Origin of the sequence: Paenibacillus cucumis (ex Kampfer et al. 2016) (assembly GCF_019748695.1) — a bacterium.
GTDB lineage: Bacteria > Bacillota > Bacilli > Paenibacillales > Paenibacillaceae > Paenibacillus > Paenibacillus polysaccharolyticus.
Map to the genome: position 1 here is coordinate 14,348 of NZ_JACLIC010000012.1, position 24,631 is coordinate 38,978.

Genomic DNA, 24,631 nt, shown 5'->3' on the forward strand with positions numbered 1-24,631 from the left:
ATGATGAGTAATGAATCCATGATGTGTGATTTGGAAACGGGTGTATGTGGTGTAAGTGATGAAGAAGAAATGCAAGTGATTAATCTAAAGCAGGAAGAGAAAAAAATAACACTTTATTATGCTACAGACCCCATTTGCTCACACTGCTGGGCACTGGAACCTGTGTTGAATCGTTTTATAGAAGAGTACGGTCATTATTTTAATGTGGAGACCAAAATGGGTGGTTTGCTAGCGAGCTGGGAAGGGTTCTCTGATGGGGCAAATGGCATTTCGAAACCTGCAGATGTGGCAGGGCATTGGAGAGAAGTAGGTGAGCACTCACGGATGCCGATTGACGGTTCCGTTTGGCTTGAGAACCCAATCCAGTCATCCTATCCGCCTTCTCGTGTGTTTAAAGTCATAGAGCGCATGTATCCTGGGAAAGAACAAGCCTTTCTAAGAGTTGCACGTGAAGCCGTATTTGCGATGAATCGAAATATTGGAGAAGATGATGTGCTGATTGAGCTTGTGAATGGGCTAGGGCTGAATGGAAAAGAAATCGTGGCCAGTGCTGCTCAGCAATCTGCACAAGACTTGTTGGAAGAAGACTTTGAGATGACTGCCCGGCTAGGCGTAAGAGGTTTCCCATCCATTATTATTGTCAACAAGGAGCAGCAAGGCATTAAAGTGGTTGGGGCTCGCCCTCTGGAAACCTACGTTCAAGCGCTACAGCAGATTCTGGGTGAAGCGCCGAAGCCGAAGAAGATTGCTACATTGTCTAACAAAATCAAAGAAGGACATCTTCTGTTCTCTAGAGAAATTGAAGTACTGTATGACGTAGAGAAGGATCGTGTGGAGTCATTTGTACAATCTGAATTAGAAGAGGGCACCTACCAAGTAAGGCATATCTTAAATGAAATGGCTGTTCAGCGGGTGTAACTGACTCAGGAAAAAGATAGAAATAGAATTAGTACATTTATCCATGTGTTATTGCAAATTCCTCGAGGTCTGTATTCAAATAAAGTCACATTAATACATGTGGATATGAGTTGGTTAATATATGAAGTGTATCTCTGATCTGAATCCACATCGTAAAATAAATGTATTATTAGTTCACTTGGTCTGGTCTGATATTGAAGTAAAAGCAGCTACCTTGGATGGTAGCTGCTTTTTTCAGGTTATCTGTTTTTAAATAAATAGACCGCTTTAAAACAGGTTCTTGAAATATACCAGATGATCCGTCCATTCCTCATGTTCATAGATAAAACCTTTGCGAATACATTCAAACTCCAGACCGACACTTTCAGCCAGCTTGATGGAGGGCAGGTTATCCAGGTTGATATGTGCTTCCAAACGGTGGAATTTTAAAGACTCGGTTGCAATACGGAGGACCTGACGTACTGCTTCTTTGCCGTATCCTTTTTTCCAGTGCTGATTGTGAATCGTGTACCCAAAGCTCGCCCACTGAAAAGGTTCTCTCGCCAAGGTGGCAATATCGATCATGCCCAAGTGGGTGCCATCTTCTTTGCGGAAAACTCCAAAGACATATACTTTATCGTTAAACGCCAGTTCCTGATGTCTTGCTACCAGACGCTCGAACCATTCTAATGTACATTCGCTCATATCCATTTTTCCAGGATCGTGTCGATGCTGGGAGGGAGAACGGCTCTCGAATTCGTGAAGCCAGTTCTCGTAATCTTTATCTTGTAGTGGGCGGATCACGAGTCTTTCGGTTTCTGACATATAATCGAATTTATTTTTAATATTACTCAATAGAACATCTCCTTACGCTATGTATCGTTATTAATCGTTATGAATTGCATGTCTCTCTGTCGGAGGACAGAAGTAACTCTAGTGTAACACAGATCATTTCTAATATTGGTTGGATAATCTCTCAAGGATTCAAACTCAATCAATGAGCAATCAGCTAATATCATTAACACGGCATATCACGGCTAAGCTAGATAATGCAATAGCCCTAAAGGGTGATTGTGCCTATTTTCACGAAGTTGTCAGAAAGAGTTGAGCCTTTCTTGAACGTTTATGAACAAGGGGGTATCAGCGATTGAATTGCTTAAAATTAAGGATATAATAATTTTGATTAATAGGTTTAAGCCAATGATTAAGACGCTTTGTGATCAGAGAAGAAGAGACATCCAACCTTGGATAGCGTTCAAGGGTTTCAGGATTAAATGCACGGGACATGTGGCAACCTATCCTTGTATTTTGGTTTGTGATTTTTTTCTCATAAGTTATTGGAATCGTTTGCCTATAACTAACTTGCGATTCGCTTGAAAGCTAACAACTAACTAATTTACACAAAAACGGAGAGGACAGAAAAAACCTGAAAAAGCGGAGCTAAAAGCTTTCTGAAAGAAAGCTAGCATCGGAAGCATACGCTTCGCCTTTATCACCGGATTTCCCCTTTAAAAAGGGAATCAAAAAAATCTGGGGATAACAGCGATTGTAAGGTTATTCTGTCATCGGAGTGGATGTGTAAAACAGAAGAAGCAATGAATGGAATTTGAGAGGAGGCAATACAAAATGGCAGTCGATACGGTGTTATGGAGCAGACTCGTAACGGGTCTGACACTTGGATTTCACGTTATTTTTGCAACACTTGGTGTGGGTATACCTTTGATGATTGCGATTGCTGAATTTATCGGTATTCGGAAGAAAGACCCCCACTACATACTTATGGCGAAAAGATGGTCACGAGGTTTTGTCATTTCGGTGGCTGTGGGGGTGGTGACAGGTACAGCGATATCGCTACAGCTGGCCCTGGTGTGGCCGAATTTTATGAAGCTGGCTGGTAATGTCATTGCATTGCCGCTATTTATGGAAGTGTTTGCCTTCTTTTTTGAAGCCATCTTCCTGGGCATTTATCTCTATACATGGGATCGATTCAAAAACCCGTATATCCACTGGCTGCTGACGATTCCCGTTGTTGCCGGGGCAGGGATGTCTGCCGTTTTCATCACAACCGTGAACGGATTCATGAACCAACCGGAAGGATTTGTGATGCAGGCTGGTCAATTTACAGCGGTTAATCCCGTACAAGCCATGCTGAATACAGCAACGTTCTCTAAAGTGTTCCATGTCTTAAGCTCGGCTTATCTGACAGGAGCGGCTTTGCTCGCCGGGATCGCGGCTCTTGCGATGTTGAAGAGAGGGGTATCTGCTTACCACAAGAAAGGCCTAAACCTGATGATGGCCGTAGTTCTGGTATTCAGTTTGCTGAACACACTTGCTGGAGATGTATCTGCAAAGTTTTTGGCTGAACACCAACCGGAGAAATTGGCAGCAGCAGAATGGCATTTTGAGACAGAGAGCGGTGCGGATTTGATCCTACTCGGCTGGCTGAATGCAGAACATGAGATTATAGGCGCGTTACATCTGCCCAAGTTGCTCAGCTTTCTGGCCTTTGGAGACTTCAATGCAGAAGTCACCGGGCTGAACGAATTTCCACCCGATGAACAACCGCCACTACTGGTGCATTATCTATTCGATCTAATGGCTGGCATCGGATTTGCTCTACTCGCCATCTCCAGCCTATATTTCCTATTTGTGTTATGGAAGAAGCGTAATCCGCTGAACAAATGGCTGCTTGGCCTAGTTGCACTCAGCGCACCGCTTGCTTTCCTCGCTGTAGAGATGGGCTGGTTCTATGCGGAAATCGGGCGGCAGCCATGGATTATTCGTGGGTACATGCGTGTCGAAGAAGCCGCCACATCTTCTCCGAGTGTGCGAATTTTATTTTTTGTTTTCTTGCTTTTGTATATCGTGCTTGGTGTAATCTGCGTTCTCGTGTTGAAACATTTGTTCAATAACAATCCTGCTGAGCTAGAAATGGAAAAATGGTTGCAGGCCAAACCAAATAAAACGGCAACAGTTGCAGAGAAAGGAGAGCCATCCCATGAGTTATGAGTTAATTGGTATTTCAGTGCTCTGGCTGTTCTTGTACGGATATCTGATCGTTGCTTCCATTGATTTCGGGGCTGGATTCTTTGCCTTTTATGCACGTCTAACGAAACAGGATCATCTGATTAACCGTTTAATCTCTCGCTATCTATCGCCCGTATGGGAGATTACGAATGTATTTTTTGTCTTTTTCTATATTGGTATCGTTGGATTTTTCCCGGATACGGCCTCTTATTATGGCGCAGCCTTGATCGTTCCCGGAAGTATCGCCGTTATACTTTTAGCAATCCGTGGCTCGTTCTATGCTTTTGAGAATTACGGTTCCAAGAACAACATCGTGTACCTGTTTTTATATGGGGCAACGGGTTTGTTGATTCCGGCATCTCTGTCCGTAGCCCTGACCTTGTCAGAAGGTGGTTTCATTCTGAAGCAGGGAGAGACGGTTTCACTGGATTACTGGGCGTTATTCACCAACCCGTTATCCTGGAGCATCGTTGGACTGGCGATTGTCTCTGTATTATTTATCAGTGGGACTTTTCTGACCTTCTACGCCTCACGGGCAGAAGATCAAGGTGCCTTGAAGCTCATGCGGAATTATTCCTTATTTTGGAGCACACCTACGATTATTTTAGCGCTGACTGCATTTATATATTTGGGTCAGCACAATGAACGTCATTTTCAAAATATGATGGATCTCTGGTGGCTGCTCGCCTTATCCGTCGCTTTCTTCATGGTTGCCATGTGGTTGCTGTATAACGAACGCCGCTACGGACTTGCTTTTATTTGCATCATGCTACAGTTTTTCTGTGCGTTCTTTGCCTATGGCATCGGTCAGTATCCATACATCCTTGATCCGTACATCACAATTCAGAGCAGTGCCACCTCGCCAGCTATGGGTTTTGCACTGGTTGTCGTCTTTATCGGGGGACTATGCCTGCTCATTCCATCTTTGATTCTGGTGTTCAAACTGTTCCTGTTTGATGCGGATTATGTCAAAGGCAACAAATAAAAAGGAGGGTCGCCCTGTGAAAAGGCAAAGGAAAGAGCGAACCAAACAGCAAGGTAAACAATCTGGTCGGCAAAAATCGATTCTGATTCAACAGCAGATGTCTTTACTTCGAAAAAACAGACTTCTCCTTATGGCCTTTTCACTGGCACTTAGTGCAGTGATTATAAGCCAGGCTGTATTTATGGCAGAAGCTGTACAGCGTATTTTTGTAGAAAAGGCGTCCTTATCATCGATCATGCCACTTCTCGGGGTATTACTCACCGTTATGGCTCTACGTACGCTGTTAACATACGGCAACGGCAAAGTTGGTTTGCATATGGCTGCACGTGCCAAAACCAATATGCGTGCAAAGGTGTTACAAAATCTTACTCACACTTCCATGTTCTCTGCATTGCAGGGACAGACAGGAGGCAAGGTCAGCGTTGCCCTAGACGCCATCGATGAGGCGGACAGCTATTTCAGTCAGTACATGCCACGTATGATGGAAGCTTCGATGATTCCGATTGTGATTCTGGTTGTTGCCTTCACACTACATGCCAACACAGGCTGGATTCTGTTGTGTACAGCACCGTTTATTCCATTGTTCATGATTCTTGTTGGCTTGCAGACCAAGAATAAATCTGAAGAAAAGTATGCACAGCTGGCGGAGTTTTCCGGCACGTTCCTCGATTCGCTTCAAGGTCTGGTGACATTGAAAATATTCGGACGGGTGAATCGTCAGCAACAAGAGATCGAACGCAGCAGTCTGGGTTATCGGGATAGCACGATGAGCATTTTGAAGATTGCTTTTACGAATACGTTTATGCTTGAAGCGATTGTCATGTTAAGTATCGGTATCGTTGCGTTAGAGCTTGCCATTCAGCTACTTGTGTATAAATCAATGACCTTTCATACCGCTTTTCTGTTGTTGTTGCTCGTTCCCGAGTTCTACAGTTTGTTAAAAAATACAGGTACCGCCTTTCACAGCGGTCGAACAAGCATGGGCGCTATTCGTAAGGTGGAGCAACTAATTGCGGAAAACGAACAACGAAAAGAGAATTCACAGCCTAAGGAAGTTGAGAAAAAGTCGTCACATCAGCAATTATTGACCGGACCTGCGTCAACGAAGTCAGATATGCCTTCATTCATTGAATTAAAAAATGTCCGGTTTCACTATGTCCCAGGTTCGTTTGCACTTGAAACGGGACATGTATCGATAAAACCAGGAGAAAAGCTCGCCATTGTTGGTCCAAGCGGCTCAGGTAAAACAACCTTATTAAGCCTGATCTCCGGTTTGTTACATCCAACCTCGGGAGAAGTTTGTATTAACGGAAGACCGCTTGTACAAATAAACGAGGCCGACTGGTTTAAACAGATCAGTTATATTACACAGCATCCCTATATTTTTGCAGGCACATTAGCTGAAAATATAGCTATAGGTTCGGGAAGTGATGAACCTCGTGCGGAGATAGAAAAAGCGGCTGAACGTGCAGGACTCACTTCACTTATTACTCAACTGGATAAAGGATTAGATACCCCTGTTGGGGAAGGAGGACGTGGACTTTCTGGGGGAGAAAAACAAAGATTAGCTCTCGCTCGCGCTTTTCTGAAAAAGCCTGCCTTCATCCTGTTTGATGAACCAACAGTTGGACTCGACCTGCGCACCGAACAGATTCTACAGCGTTCTATCGCAGCATTGTCACAACAGGCCACCATCATTACGGTAGCGCACCGATTATATACGATTCAGCAAGCGGACCAGATTTGGTTCATGTCGGATGGTGAACTTGCAGATTCGGGAACACATCAGGAGCTACTAGAACGAGTGCCTGGATATGCCGAAATGGTGCAAATTCAGAGAACAGGAGGGATCGCATGAAAGAGTTAGCTGTTCTGTCCAAGGCGATGATGCAGGAGCGCAAAGATATTTTGCTCTCTATATTATGCGGATTCATTGCAGGCACAGCAGGTGTAGCCCTTTTCTCCGCAAGCGGATACCTTATCTCGCAAACGGTATTTGCACCGCCACTGTACACCTTGATTGTTCTAACGTCGATGGTCAAACTGCTTGGATTCGTGCGAGCAGCTAGCCGTTATGGGGAGAGGCTTGCTTCTCACCGGGCAACCTTTTCTATCCTCAGCCGTTTACGAACCTCATTTTTTGCCAAGCTTATACCGGTTACACCTGGAATTATGAACAAAAACCGAAGCGGGGATCTGCTGGCACGGATCGTTGGTGATGTAGAGAGCTTACAACATTATTTTCTGCGTGTTGCTTATCCGCCTATTATGGTGGTGATGGTATTCCTGAGCACCGTCCTGTTTACAGCGATTTTTTCATTCTGGATTGCGTGTTTACTCATCGTGGGCATGTTGATTACAGCTTTTGTTGTCCCAAGCCTGGTGCTGATCGGTCAACGGAAAATCAACGAACATGTACGTCAGCAACGGGCAAAGCTATCTACAGAGGTAACCGAAGTATTGTATGGTTTTCGTGATTTGAAAGTATATGGACAATTGGCAGGGCGTGAACAGCAACTTCAGCAGGATTCGGCTGAACTCGCAACGCAGCAACAAAGAGCTGCTACACAATTGGTGCTGGGACAATCCATGCATATTTTTGTCACCTATTTGGTCACATGGGGCGTGCTTGTAATCAGTGCTTTTCTCATTGCAGACGGAGTCTTTGCCGGTGTGTATCTTGCGATGTTGATTCTGGCGACACAAACGATGTTTGAAGAATCCGCAGCAATGGCTGTGTTACCAGCGTATAAGTTGGACAGCGAACATGCTGCGAAACGTTTGGCTGAGACTGTGCCTGAACCGCAGACCAATGGCCATGTTAATCAGGCTCATTTGTCTAAAACCCATTTATCTCTGGAAGTCGATGCAGAAGCGGAAGCGGTAACGATCGAACTATCTCATGTTTCTTTTCAATATGAAGGGGAGTGGCGATCTGCGCTAGATGACGTCTCACTCTACCTTGCAGCTGGCTCCAAAACGGCGATTGTCGGGCCAAGTGGCTCTGGAAAATCTACGATTTTGGATCTACTTCTCAAGCTACGGACACCTGCTGCTGGCAACATAAAATTCAATGACATCTCGGTAAATGACTTAAATGAAACAAGCATGTGGCAAAATACACATGTTGTGTTGCAACAGAGCCACTTTTTCCGGGGAACGATTCGGGATAATCTGCTACTCAGTGGTGAGACTCACTCCGATGAATATGTGCAAGATATACTCCATCAAGTTCAGCTTTCTAATGTATCCTTGGACGACACCGTATACGAAAAAGGAGAAAATCTCTCCGATGGTGAGAAACAGCGGCTGGCTCTGGCCCGTGCCATGTTGCGCAAGGGCAGATTATGGTTGCTGGATGAACCAACCTCTTCGCTGGACTACGTTACGGAAGCACGTGTGTTACAGAACTTGCTGAGACAGGCGGCAGATGACACGCTGCTACTCGTCTGTCACCGTTTGGCAGGACTTGAACGAATGGATCAGATTGTGGTCATGGATCAAGGCCGGATTGTAGAAACAGGCTCCTTCGAGGAGTTGATGGAGCGTAAGGGTTATTTTTACGAGATGAAGAAGATTGAACTGCAAATGATTGGAGAGCAAGGTCCCTAACTCTATGAAGCAAAGCCGCGTATAAGCGGCTTTTTTGCATTAGATTCGAAACTACCAAACGGCTAAATGGTTACTTTGCTCCAAACTATTGTAAATACAACGATCCATTACGAAGGTTTGTTTGAAAGCAATATTCACGTCATACATATATACTAAAGGTAACTAGTCCAATCATGTGAGGAGGTTCGGTTGAAGTGAGGAAAATAATGCAGTTCCCGCTCGTATGGATGTTTACAGGTGTTATTCTTCTGGGCCTGTCCGGTTTCATAACCCAAAAGCTGTTCGGTGATTCGCAAGGGGTTCTGTCGATTATGCTGGCACTTGCAGGAGGTATCGTCTCCATTGCGATCTACTGGTTTGTAATGAAATTCATGGCAGGGCGCAACGTACAGGAATTACAACTTCGTAGAACAGGAACTGAGTTGATATTAGGTGCAGGAATTGGCCTCCTATTAATTGGTGTTTCTGTGGGGATCATCACGTTGCTTGGTGGGTACAGCTTTACATGGTCAGCGACGAACGCGGTTGGTTCTATTTTGGCTTTGGCGATTGGTGCGGCCATTGTGGAGGAGTTGATCTTTCGCGGCTTGTTCCTGCAAGCAATTGAAAAGCGACTGGGAAGCTGGTTCGCTTTGGCTATAACTTCGCTTTTTTTCGGTTTGGCTCATCTGCCAAATCCCGGAGCAACACTTTGGAGTTCAGTTGCTATTGTCATTGAGGCAGGCATTTTGCTCGGAGCCGGATTTCTGTGGCGGCGTAATCTGTGGTTTGTCATGGGTCTTCATTTTGCCTGGAATGCACTGGAGGGAATGCTGGGCATACCGGTGTCTGGCATAGCGACTCAAGGCTTTTTTGATGTACAGCTATCCGGATCAGCTTGGTTGACAGGGGGAAGCTTCGGACTGGAGGCATCCATTGTACCGATTATCGTCAGTTTGCTGATCGCCGTCCCTATGCTGATTAGCGCGTATCACAAAGGAAATATGAAGTCCAAAAGATAGGCGAGCAAACCGCACTTTTTTTTTCGGAATGTTAACAAAAAATACGTACGTGAACGTGAGGGGCAAACCGCGAAATGGTTTGTCCTTTATTTTTATGTTTTCACACATACTTAGAGGAAGATAAGAAATAAATTGAAAATTAAGCTTGACCTTAGGTCAGACCTAAGGTTTATGCTACCTATAGATAAGACAACAAAGGTGGAGTTTACGATGAATGATATGAAAGATGAAATTACGATTAGCGAACTAGCTCAGCTGATGCAAGTATCCGTGCACCAGATTCGTTATTTTGAAGAAAAAGGGGTGTTACACCCGGCATATACCGGTGAAAATCAATACCGAATGTATGGAATGGATGAAGTGTACCGTTTAGCTCATATTTTATTGTTCCGTAAGATGGGTTTGTCTGTGCAAGTGATCAAAGAATGCCTGTCACATCTGACGGCCGAGCAGATCACCCCGATTTTCCGACAGGCGCTGAGAGACACGGAGGCGGAGATCCAAAGGCTACAGGACACCAAACTGTTTATTGAAAAACTGCTGGATGAAAAAGAGCAGATTCCTAAGCAAGTTTCTCAGGCAACAGAAGGGACGTATGCGATCGTCCAGCGTGAGGAGTTTCCTTTGTCCCTGTGGTTTGAGATGCAAGAAGCTGAAAGTCTGAGTGCTAAGCACCTGATCCAGCATCGAAACAACATTTCCAATCTGTTTGAAGCGGATATTCATTATGTGCACAACGATTCAGGCATCGTAGGGATGTACACGAAAGCGGAGGGAGGGCAGACTGATTTAACACTACCGTCAGGCTCATACTTATCCCGCACTCTTTTTGTAGAAAATGAAGAAGGAGTGGCCGCAACCGCCCAGGAATTTTATGCTTACGCTGAAGAGCGAGGATACATGTGCTCAGGTCCATTAATCATAATCGAAAAATCATATTTATCGCTGTTTACACCTGACCAACTCCATTATGAACTGCTTTCGTATGTCTCGAACCCGGAGGTGGGAGAGTGATCAGACATCATGGCAACAACGATTTTAGGCCAACGAACCTCCTGAACGCGAAACAGGATCAAACTCCTATGCAACAGGTACAAATTGAACCTATAACACCCGAGCAATATCATACTGTTGCGAAACTGATGGCATTTGGCTTTGGACACAAATTTGTAAAGTTGTCATCACTTTCAGTAACGGAGCTAGCTTCCATTTTCGAGAACTGGTTACGACATACCCCTTATCAAACAGGAAGTCTGCGCGTCACAGCACTCGAGAACGATGTGGTGATCGGTACGATGGCACTGAGATGGAAGAGTAGTGAGATTGGCAAACAGCCTAAAACTATCCAGACAAAATGGTGGAAAATGTACCGTTACTATGATTACTGGAAGTTGCTTCAGTTTATGATGCGTATACAACTGCTTAAACATAAGCCTGAGGAAGGCGAATGTTATATCGAGGATATCGTTGTGCACCCCGATCACCAAGGTAAAGGCGTCGGCAGACATCTCCTGGCTTGGGCACAGCAATATATGCTTCAAACAGCAAATTTATCGTATCTCAGTCTGCATGTAGCCCATCACAATCAGAAAGCGATGCAGATGTACGAGCACTATCATTTTCATAAACAAAACAGCACGAACAGCTTGTTAACTGCCATGCTCCTTGGTGAACATCAATGGAATTATATGATCCGCAAAGGAGACAGCTAAGATGAAACAGAGCAAGCTTAAACATAAAAAAAGTTGGATTTCCTTACTCATCGTCACTTTAATATTTGGCGGTACAGGCCTATATATCGTTGCACAGCAAGACTATAACATGGCCTTGCAATCCTTGGAGATTCCCAGCGCACAAGGGAAATTAACGGGCATTCTCACACTTCCTAAAAAGGGTGCTGATAAAGAAAAGCTTGGTTTAGTGCTCTTTATCCATGGTGATGGCCCTATTGATGCAACGCATAGTGAAGGTTACAAACCGCTGTGGGAACGCCTTGCCTCTCTCGGTTATGCGTCCTTGTCACTCGACAAACGTGGCATCGGAGGTTCAGAGGGGAACTGGCTGGATCAGAGTATCGATGATCGTGTCGTTGAAGCACAACAGGCAATTGCTTGGGCCAAAAAACAACCGATGATTGACGGTTCCCGGATTGGTGTATGGGGAGCAAGTCAGGCCGGCTGGGTCATCCCCAAGCTTGCAGGTAAGGAAGATCTCGCATTCAGCATTCTGGTATCACCAGCGATCAACTGGCTGAAGCAAGGGGAATACAATACGCGGAGTCAGATGGCCAAGGACGGGCATACACAACAGGAGATTGAAGCACAGGTGAAATACGATAATCAGATTAAAGATATTTTAAAACATCACGGATCTTACGAGGAATACACGAAACATATTCGGAAAGACGAAGAACCAATGTCTCGTGAACGCTGGAGCTTTGTCAGCAAAAACTTTAATTCGGATGCTACCGTGAGTCTGCATAATTTCAAAACGCCGGTGTTGCTATTGCTTGGAGAAGATGATGTTAATGTGGATATTCAAGATACGGAGGGTACCTATCGTAAGGAGATTCATCCTTCTTCCTTACTTCATGTCAAAACGTTTCAACATACCGAGCATTCGATGTTGCCTACATCGATTGCCGGGTCGGAATGGAAGATGGGACTGCGTTTTCTATTTGCGCCAAGAAGCATAACAACGGAAGGGTATATGGATGAGATTGAAGCGTTTTTGACGAAAGTGGCGATATAGTTGTAATACAAAAAGATCTGGTACTTCTGGTATAATAGTAATTTCTATAAAGGTATCTTGATTATCCGTTCTGCAAGTAATCCATTATGAAAGGAATGAAGGCTGGGAGTGAGTAAGTGGGAAATTGTTTCTTATGTTGCTATATTTGTTTACACGCTTGTGATGTTGTTGAATGACCAATCGATTTTACTAGTGTTAGGTACAGTGGTGGTTGCTGGACTCATTATGTTTAGCATTTTTGTTTTATATCCTATGGTCTGGGAAACACGTATGGATCGGTTAGAGGCTTTTTTAAGAAGAAAACAAAATGCGCCCTATATTTATATTAATTATGCGACAGCCAACAGGTTGGATGAAGAAGTTGAGCTCACGATGGAAAAGCTGATGAGCAATACATCGGCCAGCAAGTCGACGAAGGCCAACTATCAGGCAGCATACGGTGCTTACCGGAAGGATCTGTTTACCGTGAGAAAAGCGGTACGCGAGATGCGTAAATCGGTTTATCGTACATACTATGAAACGTTTGTCCTGATCGAAGAAGGAGAGACTGAACGAGCCAGAGAGCATTTAAGTTCCATTAAAAGAGAGTGGATGCGATTTGCCCTTCTAGCCGAAATTGAGCGTAAGCTGAATCATTACAAGGAAGCAGAAGAGTTGGCTGCGCAAGCCGTACAAGCTAGTAGAGGAGTTAATCGATACGCGATGACGAAAGAATACGAAAGATATTACACTAAAGAACAGCAGGCACAATAATAGAAATTGTTTTCAAGGAGAGAGGAAGTTCATATCACAGCGAGGACGATGTAAGCATCGTCTTTTTTTCGTTTTATTGAGCAATAGTCTTCTATCGAAATTATGGGGCTTTACCCTAACGTATACGTTAGGGTTTATAATGTTCTCAGGAAGGGGAGGTACGCATGATCCTGATTGGAGAATTAGCGAAAAAAACAAATATCAGCAAAAGAACACTTCATTATTATGAACAGATCGAATTGCTACAACCGACACTTATTACGGAAAACGGGTATCGATACTATGATGAGAGTGCTATTCTTCGCCTGCAAAAAATTCTTCTGTTGAAGTCCATCGGCTATACATTAGAACAGATTAAAGAATTGTTTCAGAACCAAGAAAATAAGGGAGACCATGAAAATTGGGTGGCCTCTTTAAACGAACAAATAGAGCTAATTGAACAGAAAAAAGAAGAATTAAGCCGAAAGCAATATTATCTCAGATCAACCCTTCATACGTTAAAATTTGGAGGAATGAGCAATCTCGAAAGTTTATTGCAAATTATTTCCCAAATGGAAGATCGGCCGCTCTCTGAAGGGATAATTCGTCCCGAATACAGCGATGATTTACAGTTAACATCAAGAGAAACGGATATACTGAATCATCTGCCTATACTCGGGAGTAACGATCCGCGAATGGAGGGACTTTTAACTATTTTCCAACGTGTACGATCCTTGATGCCCTCATCTCCCCATTCTGAAGAGGTCCAAGTCGTTGCGAGGCAATTGTATGAAACAGCATTAGAGCTGTTTGATCATGATGAAAAACTACTCGACAAGTATTGGGAACTTATCAATCCAAGAGATGCGTCTGAGCCTGTAGTCATGGGCATGGATCATGAATTCATGTCCTATGTTGATGAGATGATCCGCTTTTTTCTAAAACAAAGAGAGGACATTGCTAATGAAGGAGATTAAACAAAACAAGACAAAAATTAAAAACATCTGGATTCTGTTATTGCTCTCGGGTCTGCTTATAATATTCTCAGCTTGTGGAATGACAGAAGATGTAGTGAATGATGAACTGGATCGTGAAAAGTCAAAACAAAATACAGCACATGAGTCGGATGGCATCGTCGTTGAGGTGCTTGTTGAAAGTGATGTTAATTCGGCATCTGATCTGGAAGTAGAGATCAATGCTCGAAAAAATCCGGAGAGTGTATATTGGGATACGATTGAAGTTCCGTACAAAGATAGATTTGTTATTCCAAAAGATACGTTTATTCCGCTGCTTTCAACTCACGTTAGGGCAAAAGCAGATGACAGTGCAAGCTGGATAAGCTGTTCCATTTGGTATGACGGGGAGTTAGTTGCATCTCATAAGTCGCGAGGGAGCGATGCGAAGGCTGTCTGTGAGAAGAAGTTCCAGCTGGGGCCAGGATAACTTCGTTCGTAGATGGAGGTCCCGTTCCATGTTCTACATTTTGTTCCAGCAAGTGGTTAAAATTATAACAGAGAGTGAGGAACATCATGACGTTAACAGCAATGTTATTTACCCTTGTACTGCTAGCACTAATAGATTCAACGAGTTTGGGCACTCTCTTAATTCCTGTCTGGTTACTGATGACACCTGGGCGTGTTCGAGTAGATCGGTTTTTGATCTATATATTCACAGTGTCCGGTTGTTACTTTGCAATTGGCCTCATCATCATGTTTGGAACAGATTCATTTCTGAAACAATATGCACCCCTAATGGGATCTCAGCCCTTCCTTTTAGGACAACTGGTGATAGGTATATTGTTAATGATTGTAAGCCAACTCATGGATACCAAAAAATCTCGGGCTCGTGCTGCGGAACGTGCAGGAAGTGGGGAAGGTACTATTTTAAAATGGAGGGCTCGTGTTACGGGAGAGACCGTTTCCAGCAGAAGTTCTATTAGTATACTTATTGGGCTTGCCCTGACCGCGGTCGTACTGGAACTTGGAACGATGTTGCCCTATCTAGCAGCCATAGGCGTATTAGTTAGTGAAGGACCTGCCTGGCCTATGTCGGGAATTCTGTTACTGGGATATTGCTTCGTTATGATATTACCTTCGCTCATTTTGCTGGCAGGGAGATTGCTCGCCTACCCTGTTTTGAAACAACCTCTAGCTAAAATGGATAGGTGGCTGGTGAACAATGCACAGAATGCTACTGCCTGGATTGTAGGTATCGTTGGTTTTTTGCTAACGGTTAATGCAGTTTATGATTTAGGCTGGTTTCAGTGAGACGATGTGGTATAAGCCGTGTTGACAGAACCCGTATCTTTTCTCTTTTCGGCACAAGCATGTGTTATTCGCACAGGCAAGTCGTCCACCCATCGCGTAGACTAGAGTAGATCAAGTCGAGTGAGGTGAATTCCATGGCTAAGACCAATGAAATACACGTGAAGGCAAAACGATTCAAGGATCGTCCGGTCTGCGTGACTCTTCATAATGGTGAGACGTACATCGGGTACATCTCTGGCGTGAGCAACGAGGGTGTAGAGCTTACCGGGGGCGGGAAATTTACACAAACTTCAACAACCACGGCAAAAAAAGCGCGGGCGGTACGGAGTCGTGATCGTCAAATGAAAAACAAACCAATCAAGTCAAACAAGTCCGTATCTTCTTCAAGCCGGAAAAAGGTTAATCGTTCCCGCAAATCCTCCGTGCAACCCCGGGTAACTTCACATAGATCCTCTCGTCAACGTCAGGCACAGGTATCATCCTTTATGCCGATGATGGGATCTTTATTAGGTGGACTGGGCGGGGCAGGATCATTTGGAGGCATGCTCGGAGGCGGCATGCGTTTGTTCGGCATGATTCAGCGTTTTGTGCCTGTTGTGAAAATGGGCTACGGCATGATTAAACAAATCCAGCCGTTTATGGGAGCTGTGCAAGGGTTGATGTCACCAGCAAGTCAGGCATCGCAGACCGAGGATGAAGCTGAAGCCGAAGCGGAAACCCAACGGGGGTAACTTGAGTACACAAGTGTAGTGTCGAGAACATGTTGATGTGCTAAGAAATAGTGGAGAAAAGATTAGTAAACACTCCTAAGTCGCTATTATAGCGGCTTTTTTTATCATTTAAGTTGTTTCGGAATAGGATAAAGATTCAATGCGAGCTCCAATACTTACTCAATTTCTATAATTAAGAGGCGGAAACAACAGAGCATTAGAGATCTTATCGAGCAAAAGCGCTAACGATCACCAGGAACCTTATTGGGCCGAATATCGAGCGTTCCAAATTCTAACGATCATGAGAGACCTTATTTTGTTGAAACACGAGATTGTACCTTGAAAACAGCCGAATTGTCCAAAATAGCGTCTCCTGTGATCGTTAGAATAAATAATGGGCTCAAAAGAGCCAAATAAGCTCCGCTGAGATCGTTAGAATTTAAGCTACATACTGAGGCCATTTAAGCACCTCAATATCCCATTACCACACGTCCGTCAGCAAAGGCAAAAGCTAATACTAATGCTAAAGCCCAGAGCGGGTATGCTCTGGGCTTTTTGATCTTATGCGATTTGTCGATTACGCTTGTTTTGTTTTCAAACGGATTACGTTCCAGGACGCTTTGTTCAGCACAGCTTGTACTTTACCTTGATCCACGGTTGTATGTCCGCCGTTGTGAGGCAACACGTTACGTGGATTTTCTTTGGTATTGCTTGCTTTCAGGTCATTGTTTTCCAGGACAATGTGTTCTACAAATATTGTTTCCCCGAACGAACGAAGATCAACATTCAGTTCCATGGCCTCATCGAGATGTCTGTTCACCGCAAAGATGGTGATGGTGCCATTTTCTTCATCATGTACACTGATGGATTCGAGATAAGGTACATCCGTGAAGTCTTTTGAATCATATTTAGGTGAAGATGTGATGGATCGCAGCACCGTACCACGTCCGAAGTTGGAAGCGTGCAGGAACGGGAAGTACGTCGTTTGTAACCAGATTGCTCCGTTATTTTCAGTCATGATTGGTGCGATCGTGTTAATCAACTGCGCAAGGCAAGCCATTTTTACACGGTCAGCATGTTTAAGAATGGTGATCAGGTAACAGCCTACTGCCAGTGCATCTTCATGCGTGTACACATCTTCGAACTCAGGAGGTGCAATCTGCCAACGTTCTTCCATACGGCTTGTACCAATGGATTTCCACACATTCCATTCATCCAGAGAGAGCATCAATTTCTTTTTGCTACGTTTTTTCGCTTGTACAAAATCACAGATCGAAGCCACACTATCAATAAATTGATCCAGATCCAGTGAGGTTGCTAGGAAATCATACGTGTTGTCTTTGTTGTTATTGTAATACTGATGCAGAGACAAGTAGTCTACATTTTCATAGGTAAGATCAAGCACAGTTGCTTCCCAATCTGCAAATGTCTTCATGTCACGGCTGGAGCTACCACATGCAACGAGCTCGATCTCTGGATCAACCCATTTCATCGCTTTGGCTGTTTCATTGGCAATACGGCCATATTCATATGCGGTCATCGCACCAATCTGCCAAGGACCGTCCATTTCATTGCCGAGGCACCATGTTTTGAATTTATGTGGATCTTTATATCCGTGAGAGATACGCAGATCACTCCAGTATGTGCCCGAAGGGTGGTTGCAATATTCAACCAGATTTCTGGCTGCATCGATACCGCGAGTTCCCAAGTTAACAGCCATCATCACTTCCGTACCTGCCAGCTTAGCCCAATCTGCAAATTCGTTCGTACCTACCGCATTCGTTTCAATCGTCCACCAAGCCAGCTCTAGTCTACGTTTACGTTCAGCTACTGGACCCACGCCATCTTCCCAGTTGTAACCGGATACGAAGTTGCCGCCAGGATAACGAACGATGGGTACGTTAAGCGCTTTAATCGCTTCAATAGCATCCTGACGGAAGCCTTGTGCATCTGCGGTTGGATGACCTGGATCATATATGCCGCCATACACGGCACGTCCCAAATGTTCTATAAATGAACCGTAGACACGCGGGTCTACTTCAGCAATTTGAAAATCTTTATCGATCAGCATTTTGGATTTAAGCATAGTGAAAACCTCCATAAGATTGAATTTTATAGTGCATGTGAATGATTGTGTAATACATATCATCGTTTGTAATGTCATATGATGTCGCTAATCTATATTGAATTCGCCTGAAAGCAAAATCAATACATTGATTTGTTATCTAATATGTATCATAATGCGAATATACAGAGCAAGTTCATTTTGCACAGTTCGCTAAATAGCGAATTCTATAATTTCAATACAAGATCAAATTAACCCATAGAACAGAAGCTTGAACACAAATGGGATACCAAATATATAAGCAAAAAATACAAAAGGAAGTGTATTCTATGATGCTTGGAACAGATGCATCCTCATTGCTTGTCTACGAGGCGCTGGCAAGTGAAGCCCGTTTAAATATTGTGAGGCTGTTGCTGCAAAATAGGGAGATGCATATCAATGCGCTCGCCCAAGAACTATATCTGAGCAAAGCCATCGTCAGTACACATGTTAGCAAACTGCAGAAAGCAGGCATCGTAGGCAGCCGAATGAAACGTGAAAATGGCGGAACCTATAAATATTGTTTTATCGTGCAGGAGTTCATGACCATTCAACTGTCGCCCCCCGAACCCGCTGAGGCTTCTTATCATGAAGTATCCATCCCCGTTGGGCATTATACAGATTATGAAGCATGGCCGACCTGCGGGCTCGCAACGACCACTCAGATGATCGGACAATACGATACACCCGCCTGTTTCATGGACCCCGATCGGGTTAACGCGGCAATTCTTTGGATGGCACGAGGTTTTCTGGAATATAAGATTCCCAATTATCTGAATAATGATCAGCATCTTCGGGAGATAGAGATTTCACTTGAACTCAGTTCGGAAGCGCCCAAGGTCAATGAAAACTGGCCTTCCGATATTCGTTTTACGCTTAACGGCAATGATCTCGGTACATGGACAAGTCCTGGCGATTTCGGAGACCGAAAGGGCAAGCATACTCCACTATGGTGGAAACTGGATGTGAATCAATACGGCGTGTTAAAAGTACTGCGCATCAACGAGGACGGTACGTTTATAGATGGTCAACAAATTTCGGATGTCACGATCTCGGATCTGGATCTACGAGCAGCTACCTATTGGACATTTGGGTTAAAACCCGAAGAGAGCGCAGCAGGTCGAGGTGGGCTGACCCTATTTGGGAAAGGGTTTGGCAACTATGATCAGGACATTCTGATTCGATATTATTATGATAATGCTCTAGAAAACAACACTTCAGAAGAATAAAATGTGCAATTTGGTATCAACCTATATAAGAGCAGCGCATAATCCGACTTAAACGAAGCATATACCCATTCCAGCGTTATGGTATTGACAACGATTACATGGCTGGTATAGAATACAGCTAAATAAGGAGTGTCACTGATTCGATCAGGCACCACCACAGTCTGGATCTCACAAGTTTATTTTCTTGTGTACCTGGCCATGGTGGTGCTTTTTGCATATATGGGGGTGAAAACATCATGAGGTTCAAGAAATCGTTAAACAACAATATCGCCCTGGCGGAGGACGCCGAAGGCTGTGAAGTCATTGTCATTGGAACAGGTGTAGGCTTCAAAAAAGTAAAGGGACAGCCGATCGAGCACAGCCAGATTCAGAAAACGTTCCGGATCGGCTCGAATGATAAATATCAGCGAGTCGAGCAATTTCTTAGCGATATCCCTCTGCAAGTTATCGATATCACGGATCAGATTATAGAAGAAGGCAGGGAGATCATCGGGAAAAAGCTGAATGATTCTATCCTATTAACGCTTGCGGATCATATTCATTTTGCTCTGGATCGTTTCAGGAAAGGGGTGGACATGCAAAATCCGCTACACTGGGATATTCGCCATCTGTATCCTGCAGAATACCGCGCTGGTGAGTTGGCGGTACGCAAGATCAATGAAGCTTTTCTGGTCGCATTGCCTGTGGGTGAGGCCGGCTCCATTGCTCTTCATTTTGTGAATTCACAATTTGATTCGGGTAGCATGAATCAGACGATCAAGATTACACAGATGATCAATGACATTCTTGGGATCATGACCGATCATTTTGGAAGGGCACTGAATCAGGAGTCTGCTGACTTTTCCAGGTTTATTACCCATCTGAGATACTTCATCGTTCGGCAAATGAACCGGGAAGTGCTCTCATTCAAGGATCAGCAGTTTTTATATGACGTATTGTCGGAACGTTATCCAGACAGCTTCCAATGCGCACTCAAGATCAAGGAGACGATGGAACAGCAACGCGGATTTGTAATTACTCCCGATGAGATGGTATACCTTATGATCCACATCGAAAGAGTAACATCCCGTACCGACACGGGTTGACCTCAAAACAGCTCTTAGAAGATATTCCATTACCATGTTAATTGAATATGGAGTGTTACTGATTCGATCAGGCACCACCAAATGTTTCCGATTCCGCTTCAGTAGCGGGGCGGGTTTACATTTGGTTTTTTTTTCGCCAAAAAAGGAGGAAGCAGCATGAATCACCGGGAGTTGTCCAAAGAGATCATCCGATTAACAGGAGGGCAGGAAAATATTACGCAAGCCTGGCATTGTATCACTCGATTGCGCTTTAATGTGCGTGATGAAAAGAAAGTGCAGCTTGAACAGATTCGCGCACTGGATGGTGTCCTTGGGGCACAGTTCCAAAACGATCAGTTCCAGGTTGTAATTGGCAACAAAGTTGCAGCCGTCTATGAAGAGCTGGAGGATCAGTTGAAACAAGCTGGTGCAACGGAGAGAGAAGCAGAACCGCCGCGTTCAAGAGGTCTTAATGCCGTACTGGATACGATCTCGGGTATTTTCACCCCGATTCTTCCAGCCATTGTAGGTACCGGGATGCTGAAGGGCATTCTCGCATTACTTGTTACACTTGGGGCCATTCAAGAAACTAGCGGTGAGTATCAGATTTTGGCGTCTATAGCCAATGCGGCCTTTTATTTCTTGCCGTTCCTGCTCGCTGTATCGTCTGCGCGGAAGTTTAAAGTGAATGAATATATCGCCTTGACGCTGGCAGGTACACTATTATATCCAACCATTTTGAATGCTTATCTGGAAAATCATCTGGAACCGATTCGTTTTCTATCTCTGCCGGTGTCGATCGTGAATTACACCCAGTCTGTCATTCCGATTATTCTCGGAGTGTGGCTTCTCAGTTATGTACACCGCTGGGTGGATCGTTTCATTCCTGGTCCGGTTAAAGTCATTTTCACCTCAATGATTGTGCTGGTGATTACCGTCCCGATTCTGTTAATAGCCATCGGGCCGCTTGGTAATTACATCGGCATCTATCTGGAGATCGGTACATCCTGGCTCTTTGCTCACTCGGGCCCATTAACAGGAATCGTGCTGGGCGGACTTATGCCAGTGATCGTTATGACGGGTATGCATTATGCATTTTTCCCGGGAACATTACAGAATTTGAGCAAACTCGGTTACGACGTGCTGTTACTGCCGCTTAATCTTGTAGCCAATATGAGTCAAGCTGGTGCCGTAATGGCGGTATTCCTCAAAACTAAAAACAAATCGATGAAATCGATTGCTTTATCCAGCGGTATATCTGCTTTTCTGGGCATCACAGAGCCTGCAATCTATGGAGTAACGTTGAAGCTGAAAAAACCGTTCTATGCTTCGATCATCGGTGGAGCAGCCGGCGGTGGATTTATTACAGCGGTAGGGTTAAAATGTTTCGGTTTTGCCGTTCCGGGTCTGCTGTCATTGCCTTTATACATTGGACCAAATGGGGGAATGGCGAATTTTTGGTACGCGCTCATCGGTGTAGGTATCAGCTTCGTAGTTTCGTTTACAGTGACCTTATTGCTTAAGTGGGATGAACCGATTACGCAGCAACCTGCTGGGGCAAGTTCGTCAGCAATAGCTCCAACAACAGCATCGGAATCAGCAAAACGATCAGAAACAACAAATCAGTCTAATCAAATACCTGCAACACCGCCTGTGACCGTTCATTCGATTGAGGAAAAGAAAGGTGAAATATTCAGCCCGCTTACCGGTGAACTGGTCTCACTGAAAGAACTGCCTGATCCTACGTTTGCAGAGGAAATGACGGGAAAAGGAATTGCTATTTTTCCAAAAGAAGGCCGTGTAACCGCACCATTTGACGGAACGGTCACAATGATCGCGAAAAGCAAACATGCTATCATGCTGACTTCCTCCAGTGGAATCGACATTCTCATTCATGTTGGACTTAACACGGTGTCCCTGAAAGGCAAGTTTTTTGAAGAGAAGGTTGTCATCGGACAACGAGTGAACAAGGGTGATTTATTGCTGGAATTTGATATCGAGAGCATTCAAGCCGCCGGTATTGATCTGACCACCCCGGTCATTGTAGCCAACACGCCAGATTATCTTGACGTAGTACCCGTTCAGGTGAAGGGGGTGGTTCCAATGAATGAATTACTGCTACTCACCGTTCGTTAACAGCTACAGCAAAACGAATGAAGGCTTTCTATTTTACCGAGTTATAAAATTTAACGTTGTATTTACACAAAAAAGGAGAGAAACCATCATGACACAAACAACAAAACACACATTCCCTAAAGGATTCCTATGGGGCGGAGCTACCGCAGCCAATCAGCTGGAGGGCGCATTTGACGCAGACGGCAAAGGACTTTCCACCTCTGATATGGCACCTTATGTTCCCCATGAAGAGCGAAATGGTAAAGATTTTACCTTTGACGTAAACTCCATTGAACTGGAACAATATTTGAGTGGTAACACCGATGTGTATTTCCCGAAACGGAATGGAGTGGATTTTTACCACCGTTACAAAGAAGATATCGCATTGTTTGCAGAGATGGGCTTTAAAGTTTTCCGTCTTTCCATCGCTTGGCCGCGAATTTTCCCGACAGGAGAAGAAAGCGTTCCGAACGAAGCAGGCCTTGCTTTCTATGATAAAGTGTTCGACGAACTGTTGAAATACGGCATTGAGCCACTAGTCACGATCTCTCACTATGAGATGCCGATTGAGTTAACCCGCAAATATAATGGCTGGGAAAGCCGCGAGATGATTGATTTGTATTTAAAATTTGCCAACACATTGTTCGACCGTTACAAAGATAAAGTGAAATACTGGATCACGTTCAATGAGATGAATATGATGTTGACCAGCTTGTATACAGGTGGCGGCATTTTGGAAGATAAAATCAAAGGCACACCGGAACAGGTAGCCTATCAAGCAACACATCATCAGTTTGTAGCTAGTGCGCTGGCTGTAAAAAGCGGCAAAGAGAAAATGCCTAATGCCCAAATCGGCTGTATGATCTGCCGTCTGGAAACATACGCTGCATCCAGCAAACCGGAAGATGTACTTCAAACCATGAAGGAAGATCAGATGAACCTGTTCTATCCGGAAGTTCAGGCGCGTGGAGAGTACCCGTCCTATATGCAAAGATATTTTAAAGAGCAAGGCATTGAACTGGTGAAAGAGCCTGAAGATGATGCGATTATTCGCGACAACACAGTGGACTTCATTGCATTCAGTTATTACATGACGTATATCGGAAAATACGACCCGAATGACAACAGCAACTCCGGTATGCTGGTAAGTCAGATCAAAAACCCGCATCTGAAAGCCACCGAATGGGGATGGCCAATCGATCCAATCGGTCTTCGCATCGCACTGAACCGGTTGTATGACCGCTACCGGATGCCGCTCTTTATCGTAGAGAACGGGCTAGGCGCTACGGACACGCTCGAAGAGGATGGAACTGTACATGATCCTTATCGTATTGATTACCTGCGTAGCCACATCGAGCAGATGAAAGAAGCGGTAGCTGACGGTGTGGAACTGATGGGATTCACCAGCTGGGGACCGATTGATATTATCAGCTGCTCCACATCCGAGATGGGTAAACGTTATGGCTTTATCTATGTTGATCAAGACAACGCGGGTAATGGTTCGCTGGATAGAACACGCAAAGACTCATTCTATTGGTACAAACAAGTGATTGAGTCCAATGGTGAGATTCTTTAACCAAATGTGACTAGGACTCGTCATTCTTATCTCTAATTTTTTAACACAAATATAAGAAGGTTGCCTCATCAGGCAGTCTTCTTATATTTCATTTCACGCCCCTTAAGGCCTAACACAAAAGATCATTAATCATTTTGAATTGACATATCGCAAAAGATCGATATAATGATGGTTATGAATCCAATTGAAATTTTGAAAGCTGTCTCGAATGAATCCAGATTTCAGATCTTACAATGGCTCAAAGAACCAAACGAGCATTTCAAACCCCATGAAGGAGTGGATATGAACGAAATAGGGGTATGTGTAAGTCAAATCACCGACAAACTCAACATGACACAGTCGACCGCCTCCCAGTATCTTACGATATTGCAGCGGGCAGGGCTGATCACAACCAAACGGATAGGCAAATTTACGTATTATCAGAGAGACGAGGAAGCGATAGCTGAATTTACTCGTTATATGATGAGTGATATGTAAGTTGCAACTGAGTTCTTACCAAGAATTCAGTTTTTCTTTAACTTTTCATATCGACAATTCACAATATGTCATTTTGTGTGATCA

Annotated in this window: 21 protein-coding genes; 19 read left to right on the forward strand and 2 right to left on the reverse strand. The window is 44.2% G+C overall.

All coding sequences use genetic code 11. From position 1 onward, the window contains the following. Positions 1-3 precede the first annotated feature (3 nt). Complete coding sequence (locus tag H7T88_RS08035) at positions 4-918, forward strand: DsbA family oxidoreductase (RefSeq protein WP_221788129.1); 915 nt, start codon at positions 4-6, stop codon at positions 916-918. A 267-nt stretch (positions 919-1,185) separates the two neighbouring features. On the opposite strand, the gene H7T88_RS08040 is transcribed toward H7T88_RS08035, so the two are convergent. After that, positions 1,186-1,722 (reverse strand): GNAT family N-acetyltransferase, encoded by a 537-nt coding sequence (locus tag H7T88_RS08040; RefSeq protein ID WP_221788130.1) that lies wholly within the window; start codon positions 1,720-1,722, stop codon positions 1,186-1,188. A gap of 801 nt (positions 1,723-2,523) precedes the next feature. Here H7T88_RS08040 and H7T88_RS08045 point away from each other — a divergent pair. The 13 genes from H7T88_RS08045 (at position 2,524) to H7T88_RS08105 (ending at position 16,003) form a co-directional block, all read left to right on the forward strand. Next, the gene (locus H7T88_RS08045; protein ID WP_221787998.1) at positions 2,524-3,906 is read left to right on the forward strand and encodes a cytochrome ubiquinol oxidase subunit I; all 1,383 of its coding nucleotides are present in this window, start codon (positions 2,524-2,526) and stop codon (positions 3,904-3,906) included. Next, positions 3,896-4,909: a cytochrome d ubiquinol oxidase subunit II gene (locus H7T88_RS08050; RefSeq protein ID WP_090916035.1), complete on the forward strand. Its 1,014-nt coding sequence runs from the start codon at positions 3,896-3,898 to the stop codon at positions 4,907-4,909. The genes H7T88_RS08045 and H7T88_RS08050 overlap by 11 nt, the downstream gene beginning before the upstream one ends. A 97-nt stretch (positions 4,910-5,006) precedes the next feature. Next, positions 5,007-6,767 (forward strand): thiol reductant ABC exporter subunit CydD, encoded by a 1,761-nt coding sequence (cydD, locus tag H7T88_RS08055; protein WP_260510792.1) that lies wholly within the window; start codon positions 5,007-5,009, stop codon positions 6,765-6,767. Then, complete coding sequence (cydC, locus tag H7T88_RS08060; protein WP_221788002.1) at positions 6,764-8,521, forward strand: thiol reductant ABC exporter subunit CydC; 1,758 nt, start codon at positions 6,764-6,766, stop codon at positions 8,519-8,521. The genes cydD and cydC overlap by 4 nt, the downstream gene beginning before the upstream one ends. Positions 8,522-8,715: 194 nt before the next feature. Then, complete coding sequence (locus H7T88_RS08065; RefSeq protein WP_312027590.1) at positions 8,716-9,522, forward strand: CPBP family intramembrane glutamic endopeptidase; 807 nt, start codon at positions 8,716-8,718, stop codon at positions 9,520-9,522. A 210-nt stretch (positions 9,523-9,732) separates the two neighbouring features. After that, on the forward strand, positions 9,733-10,536 hold the full coding sequence (locus tag H7T88_RS08070; RefSeq protein WP_253494622.1) for a MerR family transcriptional regulator: 804 nt from the start codon (positions 9,733-9,735) through the stop codon (positions 10,534-10,536). Next, a complete protein-coding gene (locus H7T88_RS08075; RefSeq protein WP_221788004.1) occupies positions 10,533-11,234 on the forward strand; it encodes a GNAT family N-acetyltransferase in 702 nt (233 codons plus the stop codon). The genes H7T88_RS08070 and H7T88_RS08075 overlap by 4 nt, the downstream gene beginning before the upstream one ends. A 1-nt stretch (position 11,235) precedes the next feature. After that, on the forward strand, positions 11,236-12,273 hold the full coding sequence (locus H7T88_RS08080) for an alpha/beta hydrolase family protein (RefSeq protein WP_221788006.1): 1,038 nt from the start codon (positions 11,236-11,238) through the stop codon (positions 12,271-12,273). Between the two features lie 108 nt (positions 12,274-12,381). Beyond that, the gene (locus tag H7T88_RS08085; protein WP_221788008.1) at positions 12,382-13,026 is read left to right on the forward strand and encodes a hypothetical protein; all 645 of its coding nucleotides are present in this window, start codon (positions 12,382-12,384) and stop codon (positions 13,024-13,026) included. A 164-nt stretch (positions 13,027-13,190) separates the two neighbouring features. Next, positions 13,191-13,982, forward strand: a complete 792-nt coding sequence (locus H7T88_RS08090; RefSeq protein WP_221788009.1) for a MerR family transcriptional regulator — start codon at positions 13,191-13,193, stop codon at positions 13,980-13,982. Beyond that, on the forward strand, positions 13,969-14,448 hold the full coding sequence (locus H7T88_RS08095) for a hypothetical protein (protein WP_154889000.1): 480 nt from the start codon (positions 13,969-13,971) through the stop codon (positions 14,446-14,448). The genes H7T88_RS08090 and H7T88_RS08095 overlap by 14 nt, the downstream gene beginning before the upstream one ends. Positions 14,449-14,534: 86 nt before the next feature. After that, entirely contained in the window at positions 14,535-15,272 is a 738-nt protein-coding gene (locus tag H7T88_RS08100) for a GAP family protein (RefSeq protein WP_221788010.1), read from the forward strand. Positions 15,273-15,406: 134 nt separating this feature from the next. Continuing rightward, positions 15,407-16,003 (forward strand): hypothetical protein, encoded by a 597-nt coding sequence (locus tag H7T88_RS08105; protein WP_154888996.1) that lies wholly within the window; start codon positions 15,407-15,409, stop codon positions 16,001-16,003. 556 nt (positions 16,004-16,559) lie between these two features. On the opposite strand, the gene arfA is transcribed toward H7T88_RS08105, so the two are convergent. Beyond that, positions 16,560-18,068, reverse strand: a complete 1,509-nt coding sequence (gene arfA, locus H7T88_RS08110; protein ID WP_221788011.1) for an arabinosylfuranosidase ArfA — start codon at positions 18,066-18,068, stop codon at positions 16,560-16,562. Positions 18,069-18,376: 308 nt separating this feature from the next. Between arfA and H7T88_RS08115 the strand changes: the two genes are divergently transcribed. The 5 genes from H7T88_RS08115 (at position 18,377) to H7T88_RS08135 (ending at position 24,547) form a co-directional block, all read left to right on the forward strand. Continuing rightward, positions 18,377-19,315 carry an ArsR/SmtB family transcription factor gene (locus H7T88_RS08115; RefSeq protein WP_221788012.1) on the forward strand — a complete coding sequence of 313 codons (939 nt, stop codon included), beginning with the start codon at positions 18,377-18,379 and terminating at the stop codon, positions 19,313-19,315. A 236-nt stretch (positions 19,316-19,551) separates the two neighbouring features. Then, positions 19,552-20,400 (forward strand): BglG family transcription antiterminator LicT, encoded by an 849-nt coding sequence (gene licT / locus H7T88_RS08120; protein WP_221788013.1) that lies wholly within the window; start codon positions 19,552-19,554, stop codon positions 20,398-20,400. A gap of 156 nt (positions 20,401-20,556) precedes the next feature. Next, on the forward strand, positions 20,557-22,515 hold the full coding sequence (locus H7T88_RS08125; protein WP_221788014.1) for a beta-glucoside-specific PTS transporter subunit IIABC: 1,959 nt from the start codon (positions 20,557-20,559) through the stop codon (positions 22,513-22,515). A gap of 88 nt (positions 22,516-22,603) precedes the next feature. Beyond that, positions 22,604-24,070, forward strand: a complete 1,467-nt coding sequence (locus H7T88_RS08130) for a glycoside hydrolase family 1 protein (RefSeq protein WP_221788015.1) — start codon at positions 22,604-22,606, stop codon at positions 24,068-24,070. A gap of 174 nt (positions 24,071-24,244) precedes the next feature. After that, positions 24,245-24,547, forward strand: coding sequence for an ArsR/SmtB family transcription factor (locus H7T88_RS08135; protein ID WP_154888983.1), 303 nt, complete (start codon positions 24,245-24,247; stop codon positions 24,545-24,547). The last annotated feature ends 84 nt before the right edge of the window (positions 24,548-24,631 follow it).

What these genes read in the sequence shown, in the direction of transcription:
- H7T88_RS08035 (WP_221788129.1), top strand. Translation starts at nt 4, where the DNA reads ATGAGTAATGAATCCATGATGTGTGATTTGGAAACGGGTGTATGTGGT.
- H7T88_RS08040 (WP_221788130.1), bottom strand. Translation starts at nt 1,722, where the DNA reads ATGTCAGAAACCGAAAGACTCGTGATCCGCCCACTACAAGATAAAGAT.
- H7T88_RS08045 (WP_221787998.1), top strand. Translation starts at nt 2,524, where the DNA reads ATGGCAGTCGATACGGTGTTATGGAGCAGACTCGTAACGGGTCTGACA.
- H7T88_RS08050 (WP_090916035.1), top strand. Translation starts at nt 3,896, where the DNA reads ATGAGTTATGAGTTAATTGGTATTTCAGTGCTCTGGCTGTTCTTGTAC.
- cydD (WP_260510792.1), top strand. Translation starts at nt 5,007, where the DNA reads ATGTCTTTACTTCGAAAAAACAGACTTCTCCTTATGGCCTTTTCACTG.
- cydC (WP_221788002.1), top strand. Translation starts at nt 6,764, where the DNA reads ATGAAAGAGTTAGCTGTTCTGTCCAAGGCGATGATGCAGGAGCGCAAA.
- H7T88_RS08070 (WP_253494622.1), top strand. Translation starts at nt 9,733, where the DNA reads ATGAATGATATGAAAGATGAAATTACGATTAGCGAACTAGCTCAGCTG.
- H7T88_RS08080 (WP_221788006.1), top strand. Translation starts at nt 11,236, where the DNA reads ATGAAACAGAGCAAGCTTAAACATAAAAAAAGTTGGATTTCCTTACTC.
- H7T88_RS08090 (WP_221788009.1), top strand. Translation starts at nt 13,191, where the DNA reads ATGATCCTGATTGGAGAATTAGCGAAAAAAACAAATATCAGCAAAAGA.
- H7T88_RS08095 (WP_154889000.1), top strand. Translation starts at nt 13,969, where the DNA reads ATGAAGGAGATTAAACAAAACAAGACAAAAATTAAAAACATCTGGATT.
- H7T88_RS08100 (WP_221788010.1), top strand. Translation starts at nt 14,535, where the DNA reads ATGACGTTAACAGCAATGTTATTTACCCTTGTACTGCTAGCACTAATA.
- H7T88_RS08105 (WP_154888996.1), top strand. Translation starts at nt 15,407, where the DNA reads ATGGCTAAGACCAATGAAATACACGTGAAGGCAAAACGATTCAAGGAT.
- arfA (WP_221788011.1), bottom strand. Translation starts at nt 18,068, where the DNA reads ATGCTTAAATCCAAAATGCTGATCGATAAAGATTTTCAAATTGCTGAA.
- H7T88_RS08115 (WP_221788012.1), top strand. Translation starts at nt 18,377, where the DNA reads ATGATGCTTGGAACAGATGCATCCTCATTGCTTGTCTACGAGGCGCTG.
- licT (WP_221788013.1), top strand. Translation starts at nt 19,552, where the DNA reads ATGAGGTTCAAGAAATCGTTAAACAACAATATCGCCCTGGCGGAGGAC.
- H7T88_RS08125 (WP_221788014.1), top strand. Translation starts at nt 20,557, where the DNA reads ATGAATCACCGGGAGTTGTCCAAAGAGATCATCCGATTAACAGGAGGG.
- H7T88_RS08130 (WP_221788015.1), top strand. Translation starts at nt 22,604, where the DNA reads ATGACACAAACAACAAAACACACATTCCCTAAAGGATTCCTATGGGGC.
- H7T88_RS08135 (WP_154888983.1), top strand. Translation starts at nt 24,245, where the DNA reads ATGAATCCAATTGAAATTTTGAAAGCTGTCTCGAATGAATCCAGATTT.